This is a genomic window from Anaeromyxobacter sp. PSR-1, assembly GCF_000964525.1.
In the GTDB taxonomy this organism is placed as follows: Bacteria; Myxococcota; Myxococcia; order Myxococcales; family Anaeromyxobacteraceae; genus Anaeromyxobacter.
On the sequence record NZ_BAZG01000111.1, the window covers coordinates 1 to 13,540 of the forward strand.

Sequence of the window (13,540 nt, forward strand, 5' to 3'; positions counted from 1 at the left end):
CGAGAAGCCCGAGGGCGGGGCGCGGGGCGCGGGGGACAATCTACTGACGGTGGACCTGCGTGCGAACCGGGAGCCTGGGTGACAGATGGACCGGGAGCCTGGGTGACAGTCGAGCGGCGTGAGCGGGGGCGAGAGAGGCGGGCACTTTCGCTCGCGGTGAGCCTGGTGGGGGCGCGAGCTGAGGGCGGGCTCGGGGGAGTCTCTGCGCTCGCGGCGGACCCGCGGAAGGATATGTGCCCAACCATGTGGCGCTCGGGCCCGCGGGACGGAGGCCCCCTCCGCTCGCGGTGAGCCTGTCGAACCGCGAGCTGGGCGTGAGGTGCGAGCCGGATGACGCGTATGGTGGCGTGCGGGCGCGTGACGCCGCATGGAACGCTTGCTTGCGACCCACACGGTCAGTGGACCCAGCCATCACGCTGCGTTAATATCTGCCCAATCATGCGCGGCTCGCGTCAGCTCCGGTTCCGGCTTCCTCCTCCTCGCACCCACGGCGGCCGGCGGGCGGGCGCGGGACGAAAGCCGAAGGGCGCGCGGGCCGGGGTCTCGCACCACGGGCGGCCTGCGGTCACCGCTGCCACGCCGGTGCACGTCACCTTGCGCGTGCTCCCGCACGTCTGGAACCTGCGCAGCCAGCGCTCCCTCCGCGTCGTCGAGGCGGCGCTCGAGGCCGCGGCGGCGGCCAGCCCCACCTTCCGCGTGGTCCACTTCGCGCTCGAGGGCAACCACCTCCACCTCCTCGTCGAGGCGGACGGGCAGCGCGCGCTCTCCTCGGGGATGCAGGGGCTGTGTATCCGCCTCGCGAAGGGGCTCAACCGGATGATGGGGCGGCGCGGGAAGGTCTTCGCGGACCGCTACCACGCGCGCGTGCTGGGCACGCCCTCCGAGGTCCGCAACGCGCTCGCCTACGTGCTGCTCAACCACCGCAGCCACCTCGCGCGGCTGGGGAAGCCGGCGGGGCGCGGGGGCGTGGACCGGTTCTCCTCCGGGCGGTGGTTCGACGGGTGGCGCGGCGGCGGACCTGCGGAGGCGCGGAAGGTCACCGCGGCCCCGCGAACGTGGCTCCTCGCGAGGGGATGGCGCCGGCACGGCCTGCTCTCCCCCGACGAGCTGCCCGGGCGCCGGCCTCGCCGGTGAGCCGATCTCGTCCCCACCGGCTCCCGCCTGCGGCCCCGTCCCGCGAACGAGCGCCGCGCCCACGTGAGCCGTCCGGCCCCACGCAGCCGCGCCAACGACCGCCACCCGCCCCTCCTCAGCCATCCTCTCCGCGGCGTGCTCGCGCCCGCCACGTCTCCGCGGTCACGCCTGCCGGGCTACGGCACCGCCGCCGCGCCCTCGAGCAGCGGGTCGCTGGCGGCCTCCATCCAGCCCTCGGGCGCGACGCGTGCGGCGTGCGCGTTCGACCAGCGGCGGTCGCGCCACAGCAGCCGGTGGCCCCTCGCCTCGAGGGCCCGGGCGGTCTGGGCCTCCAGCCCGTTCGGCTCGACCTGCAGGGCGTCGGGCCTCCACTGATGGTGGATGCGCGGGGCGGCGAGCGCCTCGGCGAGCCCCATGCCGTCGTCCACCACGTGCGAGATCACCTGTGCCACCGTGGTCGGGATGGTCGTCCCGCCGGCGGCGCCGACCACCAGCGCGAGCCGCCCGGCTCCGTCGAACACGAGCGTGGGCGCCATCGACGAGAGCGGCACCTTGCCGGGCGCGGGCGCGTTCGCGCCGGTGCCGACGGCGCCGAACACGTTCGCGGCGCCGGGCGCGGCGTCGAAGTCGTCCATCTGGTCGTTGAGCAGGATCCCGGTGCCGGGCACGACCACGCAGGAGCCGAACAGGAAGTTCACGGTGGTGGTGAGGGCGACGGCGTTCCCCTCGCGATCGATGACCGACAGGTGCGAGGTCTGGCTCGACTCCTGCGTGGGCGGCGGCGCCTCCACGGTGGCGGCGCGCTCGCCCACCGCGGCGGCGAGCCGCGCCGCACCCTCCTCCGACACGAGCTCGCGCTCCACCTCGGCCGCGCGGGGCACGAACGCGGGGTCGCCGAGCACGGCGCGCCGCGCGAACAGCCGCTTCTCCACCTCGGCCATGGCGTGGAGGAAGCGCTCGGGCCGGTAGTGGCCGCCGGCCCGCGGGTCCTCGTGCTCGAGCGCCTGCAGGAGCCCGATGACGATGCTGCCGCCGGACGAGGGCAGCGGCATCGAGACCACCCGGTGGCCGCGGTAGTGCCCCTCGAGCGGCGTCCGCTCGCGGGTGCGGTAGGCGGCCAGGTCCGCCTCGGTGAGCACCCCACCCTCCGCCCTCGCGGCGTGCGCGATCTTCCGGGCGAGCGGGCCGCGGTAGAACGCCTCGGGGTCGCGCCCGATGGTCCGCAGCGTCCGCGCCAGTTCGGGCTGCCGGAGCCGCCACCCGGGCGCGGGCGCCGCCGGCGCGCCCCCGGCGCCGCGGTCGAGGAACGTGCGCGCGGCCTCGGGGCGCGGGCCCAGGCACGCGAGCCGGCTCCGCGCGGCGCGGACATAGTGCAGGTTCACCGGCTCCCCCTGCTCGGCGAGGCGCGCCGCCGGCTCCACCAGCCGCCGGAGCGGCCGCGTCCCGAAGCGCCGCGCCAGCTCGGCGTAGCCCTTCACCGCCCCCGGCACCGCCACCGCCAGCCCGCCGTCGAGCGAGCGCGACGGCCCGCCGGCCGCGGCGCCGCCCGCGAACATGGTCGCCGACGCGCCGGCCGGCGCCACCTCCCGGAAGTCGAGCGCCACCACCCGGCGCTCCCGGGCCAGGTACACGAGCGCGAACCCCCCGCCCCCGATGCCGGAGGATTCGGGCTCGACCACGCTCAGCGCGAACGCCGCGGCCACGGCCGCGTCCACCGCGTTCCCTCCCTCCCGGAGCACCTGCGCGGCGGCGGCGCTGGCGGCGGGGTGACCGGTGGCGACCGCGCCGCGCGGGGAGGCGGCGGTGGCCGAGAGCAGGAGGGCGAGCAGGAGCGGCATGCCGGACCTCTACCACGCCGGGATCCCCCTCCCGACCGGTCCGGCGGGCACCTCCGGGCGCACCCCCGGGCGCCCGGGCGCCCGCGCTCCGGGTCACACGTGCGCAGGCTTGATCGCAGCCCCCACCCGCGCCTAGCCTCCGCGACCATGCCACGCACCCGCACACCGCTCGCCGCCATCGTCCTCGCCGCCGGCAAGGGCACCCGGATGAAGTCGAACAAGGCCAAGGTCCTGCACGAGGTCGCGGGCCGGCCGCTCGCGTACTACCCGGTGAAGCGCGCCCTGGAGCTGGGCGCGAGCCCGGTGGTGGTGGTGGTGGGCCACCAGGCCGAGGCGGTGGAGGCGGCGCTCTCCGCGGCGCTCCCCGAGGCGCCGCTGCGCTTCGCCGTCCAGGAGCAGCAGCTCGGCACGGCGCACGCGGTGCTCGCCGCGAAGCGCGCGCTGCGCGGCTACCGCGGCCCGGTGCTGATCCTCTCCGGCGACACGCCGCTGCTCCGCGCCGAGACGCTCGAGGCGGTGGTCTCCGCCCGCCGCCGGGCGCGCGCCGCGGTCTCGCTCGCCACCATGACGCTCGAGGCGCCGCGCGGCTACGGCCGGGTGGTGCGCGACGCGCGCGGCCGGCCGTCGCGCATCGTGGAGGAGAAGGACGCGACCGACGCCGAGCGCGCCATCCGCGAGGTGAACGCGGGGCTGTACTGCGTGGACGCGGAGCTGCTCTGGAAGAAGCTCGCGAAGGTGGGCACCGCCAACGCGCAGCGCGAGTTCTACCTCACCGACCTCGTGCCCATGGCCGCGCAGGCGGGCGGCGTGGCCGGCGTCGAGGTGCCGGCCGAGGAGGCCTCGGGCGTCAACGATCGCATCGAGCTGTCGCGCGCCAACCGCGTGATGGTGGGCCGGCTCGCCGAGGCGTTCATGCGCGCCGGCGTGACCATCGAGGACCCGGCCCGCTTCGACTGCGACGAGGGCGTCGAGATCGGCGCGGACGCGGTGATCGAGCCGAACGTGCGGCTGCGCGGCCGCACCCGCGTCGGCGCGCGCACGCGGGTGGGCGCCGGCGCGGTCATCACCGACGGCGTCCTCGCCGACGGCGTGACCGTGAACCCGTACACCGTGATCTCGGAGGCGCAGGTCGCCGAGGGCGCCATCCTCGGCCCGTTCTCGCGCCTCCGCCCCGGCGCCGACATCGGCCCCGAGGCGCACGTGGGCAACTTCGTCGAGGTGAAGAAGAGCCGGCTGGGGAAGGGTGCGAAGGCGAACCACCTCGCCTACCTCGGCGACGCCGAGATCGGCGCCGGCGCGAACATCGGCGCCGGCACCATCACCTGCAACTACGACGGCGAGCGCAAGAACCCGACGCGGATCGGCGACGGGGCGTTCATCGGCTCGGACTCCATCCTGGTCGCGCCCATCGAGATCGGCGCGGGCGCCTACGTCGCGGCCGGCTCCACGCTGACGGATCCGGTGCCGGCAGGCGCCCTGGCGCTCGGCCGGGCGCGCCAGGTGACGAAGGAGGGGTGGGTGGCCCAGCGGCAGGCGGAGAAGCAGATGAAGGGGACGGCCACCGGCCCGGCGCCCGCCCGGAAGGGCCGCCCGGCCGCCCGGCGGGCGAGTTAGGCGCGCCCGCGCCCCGCGTGGTATTGAGGCGACCCTATGTGCGGAATCGTTGGTTACGTCGGCCCCCGTCAGTGCGTGGATCTCATCGTGGGCGGCCTCCGGAAGCTCGAGTACCGGGGGTACGACTCGGCGGGCGTGGCGGTGGTCGGGCCGAACGGCCTGGCGGTGAAGCGGGCGAAGGGCAAGCTGCAGAACCTGGTGGCGCTGCTCGCCGACGCGCCGCTCGCCGGCACCACCGGCATCGGCCACACCCGCTGGGCCACCCACGGCAAGCCGTCCGACGAGAACGCGCACCCGCACTGCTACGGCGGGGTGGCGGTGGTCCACAACGGCATCATCGAGAACCACCTCGAGCTGAAGGCGGCGCTGGCCGGGCGCGGCCACAAGTTCTCGTCCGAGACCGACACCGAGATCTTCGCGCACCTCATCGCCGACGCGCTCGCCGCGGGCGCGCGCGACCTGCGCGACGCGGTGGGCCAGGCGCTCGCGCAGGTGAAGGGCACCTACGCCATCGCGGTGGTCTCGCAGCAGCGGCCCGAGGAGATCGTCGCCGCCAAGAACGCCTCGCCGCTGGTGGTCGGCTACGGCAAGGGCGAGAGCTTCCTCGCCTCCGACGTGCCCGCCATCCTCGAGCACACGCGCGAGGTGGTCTACCTGGAGGAGGGCGAGCTGGCGGTGCTCACCCCCGCCGGCATCGCGCTGTACGGGCGCGACGGCGAGCCGCTCGCGCGCAAGCCGCGCAAGATCGAGTGGAGCGCGGTGGCCGCCGAGAAGGACGGCCACAAGCACTTCATGCACAAGGAGATCTTCGAGCAGCCGCGGGCGGTGGCCGACACCATCCGCGGGCGCGCCTCGCTGGAGCAGGGCGACGTGACGCTCGACGGCATGGAGCTGCCGGAGGACTACGCCCGCTCGCTGGAGCGGATCGTCATCGTGGCCTGCGGCACCTCCTGGCACGCCGGCCTGTCCGGGCGCCAGATGATCGAGTCGCTGGCGCGCGTGCCGGTGGAGGTGGAGCTGGCGAGCGAGTTCCGCAACCGCGATCCGCTGGTGAACGAGCGGGTGCTGTGCCTCGCCATCTCGCAGTCCGGCGAGACCGCCGACACGCTCGCCGCGGTGAAGATCGCCCGCGCCCGCGGCGCCCGCGCCTACGCCATCTGCAACGTGGTGGGCTCGGCCATCAGCCGCGAGTGCGACGGCGGCACGCTGTTCACCCGCGCCGGCCCGGAGATCGGCGTCGCCTCGACGAAGGCGTTCACCACCCAGCTCGCCGCGCTGTTCCTCATGGCGGTGCGCCTGGGCCGGCTGCGCGGCACGCTCTCGGTGGAGCGCGCCCGCGAGCTGCTCGAGGACCTGCGCCGCGTGCCCTCCTGGATGGAGCAGATGATCCGCCAGGAGGCGCAGCTCATGCCCATCGCCAAGCGCTGCACCGCCGCGCGCGACGTGCTCTTCCTGGGCCGCGGCAGCGAGTACCCGGTGGCGCTGGAGGGCGCGCTCAAGCTGAAGGAGATCTCGTACATCCACGCCGAGGGCTACGCCGCCGGCGAGATGAAGCACGGCCCCATCGCGCTCATCGACGAGGAGCTGCCGGTGGTGGTGCTCGCCACGCGCGAGCCGGCCTACGAGAAGACGCTCGGCAACATGGAGGAGGTGCGCGCCCGCGGCGGCCAGGTGTTCGCCGTGGTGACCGAGGGCGACACGCACGCCGCCAGCCTGGCCGAGGTGGCGATCACCGTCCCGCCCGCGCCGCCGGCGCTGGTGCCGCTCCTGTCGATCATCCCGCTCCAGTTCCTCGCCTACCACGTGGCCGACCTGAAGGGCACGGACGTGGACCAGCCGCGGAACCTCGCGAAGAGCGTGACGGTCGAGTAGCGGGCGCCGGCCCCGCGCCGCGCCGGACCTCGCGCGCGGCGCGCGGGTGCGGTAGACCTCGGCCGTGGTCACCCGCCGCCTGTTCGTGGCCCTCGAGCCCACCGACGCCGTGCGCCGCCGCATCGGCGCCGCGGCCGACGCGGTCCGCGCCGCCGCCGGGCGCGCGGCCGGCGACGTGCGCTGGGTGGCGCCGGACGGCGTGCACCTCACGCTGCAGTTCCTGGGGGCGGTGCCGGAGGAGCGGGTGGAGGCGGTGCGCGCCGCGGTCGAGGCGGCCGCGGCCGGCGCCCGGCCCCTGGCGCTCGAGGTGAGCGGCGCGGGCGGCTTCCCCAACGCGCGCCGCCCGCGGGTGGTCTGGCTCGGGCTCGGCGGCGACGTGGCGGCGCTCTCGGCGCTGGTGGCCGACCTCGGCGCGCGGCTCGCGCCGCTCGGCTTCGCGCCCGAGTCGCGCCCGTTCTCGCCGCACCTCACGCTGGGCCGCGCCCGCGATCCGCGCGGCGCCCCCGGGCTCGGGGGCGCGCTCGCGGCGCAGGCGCGGGCCGACGGCTTCGGCTGGCGCGCGACCGAGCTGGTGCTGTTCGAGTCGCACCTCTCGCCGAAGGGCGCGCGCTACGAGGCGCTCCTGCGCGCCCCGCTCGGCGGCGGGTAGCGCGGCCCGGCGCCCTACCCCGTCCGCCGCCGCGTCAGCTCCTTCAGCTGGCCGCCGACCACCGCCAGGAACCGGCCGAAGAAGTCCTCGAACCGGCCGATCTCGTCGGGCGGCCCGGGCGGCGGCGCGGCCACGTCGTAGTCGCCGCCGGCGAGCCGCGCGGAGAGGTCCTCCATGGTGGACACCATGCGCCCGAGCCGGCCGAAGACCAGCCGCTGCAGCAGCACCACCAGCACGAGCGCGAGCAGCAGCGCCATGGCGCAGATCACCGCGAACACGCGCGTGCGCGCGCGCATGAACGTCGCGTGCACGTCGGTGATGTCGTGGAGCACGAACAGCGCGCCCACCCGCCGCCCGGCCGCGTCGCGCACCGGCACCAGGCCGCGCGCCAGGGTGCGCCCGCCGCGCTCCAGCTCGTCCACCAGCTGGCCCTCCTCCGGCACCGCGGAGAGGTCGCCCTGGAACGCGGTGAGCGCCGGGTCGTCGGAGGTCGCGTCCACCACCACGGTGGCGGGCTGGTCGTCCCAGGGATCGCGCCGGCCCTCCCGCGTGGCGGCCCACGCCGCGCGATCGAGGAACCGCTTCTCCACCACCAGCGCGTAGGCGTCGCCGGTCTGGGCGCTCATCCGCCCGAGGAAGTGGTCCACCTCCTCGCCCAGCTCCACGTACCCGAGCGCCGCGCCGGCGTGCGACAGCGGCCGCACCACGCGCAGCGCGAACGCGGTCTGGCCGAGCTCCATGCCCGCCCCGCGCCCGGCCGTCTCGACCGCCTGCGCGAGCGTGGCGCGCCCCACCACGTCGCCGTGCTGCTCGGGCTTGTGGACGCGGAGGAAGCAGGTCCGCGCCGGCGCCGGGTCGAGGAAGTACCAGTGGGTGATGTCGTGCTGCGCGCGCAGGCCGGCGAACACCGGCGCCGCGAGCGCCAGCAGCCGCTCGCGATCGCGCGCCGCGAACGCCTCGGCGAACGCCGGGTTCGCGCCGAGCGCGGAGAGCGTCGCGTCCAGCTTCTCCACGTCCGCGCGCTGCATGGCGGCGAACGTGCCGCCCGCGGCGCGGATGGCCTCGGCGCCCACCAGCCGCACGTTGCGCTCGGCGGCGCCGCGCACCACCGCCGCGACCGCGATCGCCACCAGCGCGAGCGCGGCCACGATGGCGAGCACCAGCTTCGTCTTGATCGAGATGGCCTTCATGTCGGGACCCCCGCGCTACGGGATGGGCTCGCCCAGCACCTGCCGCGCCACGCGGCGCAGGGCGTCGATCTTGGCCTCGTCGTCCGGCGTGGCCTCCTCGACCATCGCCAGCGAGAAGCCCACGTGGATCGCGATGAGCCCCTTCGTCTTGAAGACCGGCAGGTTCTTGCGCGCGATCACGGCGTCGATCTGGCGGACGGTGTCGTACAGCTTCCCCATCGTTCGCTCCCCGCCGGCGTCGAGGGCCGGCCGGGCGACCCACTGCGAGCGGGGTGCCGCGCACCCGCGAAGCGATGACGCAGGGTTGGACGGCTCCCCGCCCGGGGCGCCCACACCCGGGGTGGTGCTGTACCTGCGCCGCCGCGCGCACCCCCGCCCGCACGCCCGGGGGCGCCCCGGCTTGCACTCCCGGCCGCGGCGCGCGAGATCTCCGGGCGTCGCTCGGCCGCACCGGAGGACGCACATGCCCAAGGACGCTCCTGCCGGACTCGCGCCCGGCTTCCTCGTCGCGGCGCCGGCGCTCGCGGACCCGAACTTCAACGGATCGCTCGTGCTCATGGCCGAGCACCACGCGCAGGGCGCGCTCGGGTTCGTGGTGAACCGGCCCGGGCCGATCACGGTCGCGGACGTGCTCGGCGGGCTGGACGAGAAGCTGCGCGAGCGCGCCGAGGGCGCCGGGCGGGCGGACGACCCGGTGCTGGTGGGCGGGCCGGTGCAGCCGGAGCGGCTCTGGATCCTGTTCCGGCCCGGCCCGGCGGCGCCGGAGGAGGGCGCGGTGGCGCTCGGGGGCGGGCTCGCGCTGGGCGGCTCGCGCGAGCTGCTGGAGGCGCTGGTCCGCTCGCGCGACCCGGGGCCGTACCTGCTGCTGCTCGGCTACGCCGGCTGGGCGCCGCTCCAGATCGAGCGCGAGGTCAGCGAGGGCGCGTGGGTGCCCATGCCGCTCCAGGGCGACCTCGTGTTCGACGTGCCGATGGAGAAGCGCTGGGAGACCGCGGTGCGGCGGCTGGGGCTCGATCCGGCCGGCTTCCTGGTGGGCGGCGGCGGCGCCGAGGCCTGAGCCCGCCCGGACGGCGGACTACGCCGCCTCCCAGGCCAGCTCGCACTCCGCGTCGAGCGCGCCGGTCTGGCGCGCCTCCGTGCGGATGTCCTTCGCCCCGACCCGCTCCAGCACCGCGGTGAACACGCCGCAGTGGAACGGCGGCGCGAGCAGCTCGCGGCGGAACGTGACCCGGGCCCGGCGCTCGCCGGTCCACTCCAGCCGCCGCTCGCCGTAGCTCACCGCGCCCTTGTAGGCGCTCGGCACGTTCGCGAGCAGCTGGCGCGCGCCGCCGGCCTCGGAGAGCGCCAGCATGGTCTTGCCGACCATCGAGTCGAGCACCATCCCGCCGGCGCGGTGGCCGATCCGGAAGAACGCCTGCTGCTCGCCGCCGAGCCGCCCGCCGATCCGCTCCGCGACCGCCGCGGCGAGCGCCAGGAAGTCGGTGACCGGGTAGCTGAAGAACTCGACCCGGCTCGCCTTGCCGGTCGGGTCGCAGGCGCGCGCGGCCTCCTCGCCGGCGACCTCCCGCACCACCGAGAACAGCGCGTTGAAGACGAGCCCGCGGACGGTGTCGTCGCTGCGGGCGGCGGCGATGCGGGCCTCGAGGTCCTGTCGATCGACGGGCATGGACCGGGCAGTCTGCCCCAAGGGGCGGGGTGCCGGGCAGAGACCCGCGCGGGATGGGCGCGGATTCCCGCACGTTTCCTTGACTCCACCCGACCGTCCGTTCAGTATCCGGGCGTTCAGGTCCGGCGGCCCCGGTGTCAGGGGGCGCTGGTAGGGGAAGGAAGACACGCAGCAGAGGTCGCCGGGAGCGCCCTTCACACAGGCCACGGCGAGCGGGGTCGAACGGATCGAGCCCCGCGCCAGGCGCGGCGCGCCCTACAAGGAGACGAAACATGCCCGTGGGACCGGAGAAGGAGAAGGCGATCGAGCTGGCCGTCGCGTCGATCGAGAAGGCGTTCGGCAAGGGCTCGATCATGCGCCTCGGCAACGAGGACGCGCTGGTGAAGGACGTCCAGGCGGTCTCGACCGGCGCGGTCTCGCTGGACATCGCGCTCGGCGTGGGCGGCTTCCCGCGCGGCCGCATCATCGAGATCTACGGGCCGGAGTCCTCCGGCAAGACCACCCTCGCGCTGCACGCCATCGCCGAGGCGCAGCGGCGCGGCGGCATCGCCGCGTTCGTGGACGCCGAGCACGCGCTCGACGTGGGCTACGCCCGCAAGCTGGGCGTCCGCACCGACGACCTGCTCATCTCGCAGCCCGACACCGGCGAGCAGGCGCTCGAGATCGTCGAGACCCTGGTCCGCTCCGGCGCCATCGACGTGCTGGTGGTGGACTCGGTGGCGGCCCTGGTGCCCAAGGCCGAGCTCGAGGGCGAGATGGGCGACGCGCACATGGGCGTGCAGGCGCGCCTCATGAGCCAGGCGCTCCGCAAGCTCACCGGCACCATCTCCAAGTCCTCGACCATCGTCATCTTCATCAACCAGATCCGCATGAAGATCGGCGTGATGTTCGGGAACCCGGAGACCACCACCGGCGGCAACGCGCTCAAGTTCTACGCGTCGCAGCGGCTCGACATCCGCCGCATCGGGGCCATCAAGGACGGCGACTCCGTCATCGGCAACCGCACCCGCGTGAAGGTGGTGAAGAACAAGGTCGCCCCGCCGTTCAAGGAGGTCGAGTTCGACATCATGTACGGCCACGGCATCAGCCGTGAGGGCGACGTGCTCGACCTCGCCTCGAACGAGAACATCGTCGAGAAGAGCGGCACCTGGTTCAGCTTCGGCGGCGAGCGCATCGGCCAGGGACGCGAGCAGGCCAAGGCGTTCTTCCGCGAGCACCCCGAGATCCTCCAGCAGGTCGAGTCGCGCCTGTTCGAGCGCTTCGGCATCCACCGCGGCCCGGTGGCCGTCCCCTCCCCGCCGGCGGAGGAGCCGGCCGAGGAACGGAAGCCCCGCGCCAAGGCGAAGTGATCCGCAACGCCCTCGCCCGCCCCACGGGCGAGGGAGCCGCGACCGCGGCCCGGCCGGGCCGGCCTCGAGAGAGGCCGGCCCGCTTCGTCTCCGCCCCTCCTCCGCCTGCGTGCGCCTCCCCGCCCGCCCGCACGGCGGAGGATCCGCCGGGTGGGCAAGCGGGCGAGGGGGCAACCGGGTTACACTCCCACCCTTCCGGAACCGACGTGGCGAAGGCCCTCAGCGACAAGAGCTGGCTCGAGCACCTCCTCGCGGAGGAGCTGGAGCAGCACGACCCCGACGCCGCTCGCGCGCGGCTGCCGGCCGACGTGCGCGCGGCGGCGGAGGCGCGGGGCGACCTGCTCCCGGCGGCGCGCCTGCTGGTGGCCCGCTCGCTGCGCCGCCGGCGGCTCTGCGCCGATCCCCCGCCGGCCGACGACGCGTTCCTCGACGAGGTCCGCACGCACGTGGGGCTGGCGCTCGACCTCGCGCTGCTGCGGGGCGAGCCGTTCCTGCGCACCCGCCAGCGCGCCGAGATCGCCGCGTTCCTGGCGGCGGCGCTCGGCCTCGACGCGCTCGCGCTCGAGGTCGAGCCGGAGCAGCCGGGCGGGTCCACCGACCGCGCCGTGGAGCGCGCCCTCCGCGGCGCCGCCGAGGCGCTGCAGGCCCGCGCCTACCCGGCCGGCGATCCCGTCTCCGGGCTGCCGCTCCACCCCGGCGCGACCGCCATCCTGCGGCGGCGGCTCGCGCGCGTGGTGCTCGGCTTCCACCGCGCCGGCCGGCTCGTCCCCGAGGCGCTGGCCCGCCACGGCGCCTACGCCGCGCGGGAGTCGGTGCTGCTCGCCGAGGCGCTCTCCGGCCTGCTGCTCGCGGCCGGCTCCGACGGCGAGCGCGCCCGCGGCCTGCGGGTGCGCCAGCTCGCGCGCCTCGGCCTCTCCCGCGCCGAGCTGCGCGACGCGCGCCGGCTGGTGGCGTCGCCCCGCGGCCCCGAGGAGATCGCCGCCGACGCGCCGGAGCGGGTGCGGCCGTTCCTGCTCGAGCAGCTCCTGCTGGCGCAGCTCCGGGTCCGCCTCGACGGCGACGGGCCGCGCCGCTGGACCGAGCGGTTCGCCGCGGCCGCAGGGCTCGACGCGCAGGCGGCCGCCGCGGCGCAGATCGAGGCCGCGGCGCAGCACTGCGACCACGAGGTCTGGTTCGAGGCGTTCGACGAGGGCGGCGTCCCGGTGGACTGGCAGGTGCTCGCCGACGAGTGGGAGTCGGTGGCGGACCACGTCGTCGAGCGCGTCTCCACCGCGGTCACCGACAACCTCGGCTCGCTGGCGACCGAGATCCGCGAGACCGGCGAGCTGGGCGGGCTGCTCGCCAAGGCCGCCGCCGGGAAGACGCTCAGCGCGGCCGAGAAGCGCAAGGTGAAGGCGCAGCTCATCGACCTCGCCAAGGCGGTGCCCGCCCTCGCCATCTTCGCGGCCCCGGGCGGCATGCTGCTGCTGCCCCTGCTCGCGAAGCTGCTGCCCTTCAACCTGATGCCGAGCGCCTGGGACCGCCCGCCCCGCGGCGACGGCGCGCCCGCGCCCGGCGCGAAGCCTGGCGCCGCGGAAGGCGCCGCCGCGCCCGCGACCGCGAAGGCGCCCGGCAAGGCCGGCGGCCGGAAGCGCGAGCCGGTCTGACCCTGCCCCCGCTCATGGTTCGACGGGGCTCACCATGAGCGGGTCTTCGGCGGCGCACCGTGAGCGTCCCTCGACTCCGCGCGGCCTGTCCCTCGACTCCGCGCGGCCTGTCCCTCGACTCCGCGCGGCCTGTCCCTCGACTCCGCGCGGCCTGATACCGATCCGCTCACCCTGAGCGTAGGCGGGCCGTAGGCCCGCCGGAGTCGAAGGGGGGATGAGCGGGCGGAGCCGACGGGGCTCACCAGGAGCGGACCTCGGAATTCCGCTCACCCCGAGCCTGTCGAGGGGTGAGCGGATGGCGAGGCCGCGGCCTACCTCGCCGCCGGCCGCTTCAGCCGGAGCGCCAGCCGCAGCGCGTCCTCGTTCACGCCGGCGGTGAGCGTCCGGCCGCGATCCTGCGCGACCGTCCGGTCGATCGCGGCGGCCACCTGCGCGGCGTCCCCGCCGAGCGGCTCGCGCGCCGCGATCCAGCCGAGCGCGAGCACCGCCGCGTGCCGCGCGGCGAGCGCCGCGTCCCCGTCCACCGGCCGCGCGATGGCGTCGGCGAGCGCGCGCGCCTGCGCGACCCCGCCGGCGCGGCCC

11 protein-coding genes and 1 pseudogene are annotated in these 13,540 nt (G+C 75.9%); 7 read left to right on the plus strand and 5 right to left on the minus strand.

All coding sequences use genetic code 11. The features are described from left to right. Window positions 1–435 precede the first annotated feature (435 nt). A complete protein-coding gene (locus PSR1_RS15370) occupies window positions 436–1,134 on the plus strand; it encodes a transposase (RefSeq protein WP_193388366.1) in 699 nt (232 codons plus the stop codon). Window positions 1,135–1,310: 176 nt separating this feature from the next. Here the strand turns inward: PSR1_RS15370 and ggt are convergent, their stop codons facing one another. Then, a complete protein-coding gene (ggt, locus tag PSR1_RS15375) occupies window positions 1,311–2,972 on the minus strand; it encodes a gamma-glutamyltransferase (RefSeq protein WP_059438376.1) in 1,662 nt (553 codons plus the stop codon). 147 nt (window positions 2,973–3,119) lie between these two features. On the opposite strand from ggt, the gene glmU reads away from it, so the two are divergent. The 3 genes from glmU to thpR all read left to right on the plus strand — a co-directional run bounded on the left by glmU (window position 3,120) and on the right by thpR (window position 7,107). Then, complete coding sequence (glmU, locus tag PSR1_RS15380; RefSeq protein WP_059438377.1) at window positions 3,120–4,586, plus strand: bifunctional UDP-N-acetylglucosamine diphosphorylase/glucosamine-1-phosphate N-acetyltransferase GlmU; 1,467 nt, start codon at window positions 3,120–3,122, stop codon at window positions 4,584–4,586. Window positions 4,587–4,622: 36 nt separating this feature from the next. After that, the gene (glmS, locus tag PSR1_RS15385; RefSeq protein WP_059438378.1) at window positions 4,623–6,458 is read left to right on the plus strand and encodes a glutamine--fructose-6-phosphate transaminase (isomerizing); all 1,836 of its coding nucleotides are present in this window, start codon (window positions 4,623–4,625) and stop codon (window positions 6,456–6,458) included. 64 nt (window positions 6,459–6,522) lie between these two features. After that, complete coding sequence (gene thpR / locus PSR1_RS15390) at window positions 6,523–7,107, plus strand: RNA 2',3'-cyclic phosphodiesterase (RefSeq protein ID WP_059438379.1); 585 nt, start codon at window positions 6,523–6,525, stop codon at window positions 7,105–7,107. Window positions 7,108–7,121: 14 nt separating this feature from the next. Here the strand turns inward: thpR and PSR1_RS15395 are convergent, their stop codons facing one another. Further along, window positions 7,122–8,297: a cache domain-containing protein gene (locus PSR1_RS15395; RefSeq protein WP_059438380.1), complete on the minus strand. Its 1,176-nt coding sequence runs from the start codon at window positions 8,295–8,297 to the stop codon at window positions 7,122–7,124. 15 nt (window positions 8,298–8,312) lie between these two features. Continuing rightward, complete coding sequence (locus PSR1_RS15400) at window positions 8,313–8,516, minus strand: hypothetical protein (RefSeq protein WP_012528030.1); 204 nt, start codon at window positions 8,514–8,516, stop codon at window positions 8,313–8,315. A 244-nt stretch (window positions 8,517–8,760) separates the two neighbouring features. Here PSR1_RS15400 and PSR1_RS15405 point away from each other — a divergent pair, with 244 nt between their 5' ends. Continuing rightward, complete coding sequence (locus PSR1_RS15405) at window positions 8,761–9,354, plus strand: YqgE/AlgH family protein (RefSeq protein ID WP_059438381.1); 594 nt, start codon at window positions 8,761–8,763, stop codon at window positions 9,352–9,354. Window positions 9,355–9,372: 18 nt separating this feature from the next. Here PSR1_RS15405 and PSR1_RS15410 read toward each other — a convergent pair whose 3' ends face one another. Then, the gene (locus PSR1_RS15410; RefSeq protein ID WP_059438382.1) at window positions 9,373–9,963 is read right to left on the minus strand and encodes a DUF2378 family protein; all 591 of its coding nucleotides are present in this window, start codon (window positions 9,961–9,963) and stop codon (window positions 9,373–9,375) included. Between the two features lie 272 nt (window positions 9,964–10,235). Here PSR1_RS15410 and recA point away from each other — a divergent pair, with 272 nt between their 5' ends. After that, window positions 10,236–11,312, plus strand: coding sequence for a recombinase RecA (gene recA, locus PSR1_RS15415; RefSeq protein WP_059438383.1), 1,077 nt, complete (start codon window positions 10,236–10,238; stop codon window positions 11,310–11,312). A 206-nt stretch (window positions 11,313–11,518) separates the two neighbouring features. Next, the gene (locus PSR1_RS15420) at window positions 11,519–12,958 is read left to right on the plus strand and encodes an LETM1 domain-containing protein (RefSeq protein WP_059438384.1); all 1,440 of its coding nucleotides are present in this window, start codon (window positions 11,519–11,521) and stop codon (window positions 12,956–12,958) included. Window positions 12,959–13,269: 311 nt separating this feature from the next. On the opposite strand, the pseudogene PSR1_RS15425 reads toward PSR1_RS15420, so the two are convergent. After that, window positions 13,270–13,540: pseudogene (locus PSR1_RS15425) on the minus strand (HEAT repeat domain-containing protein); the annotation flags it as partial.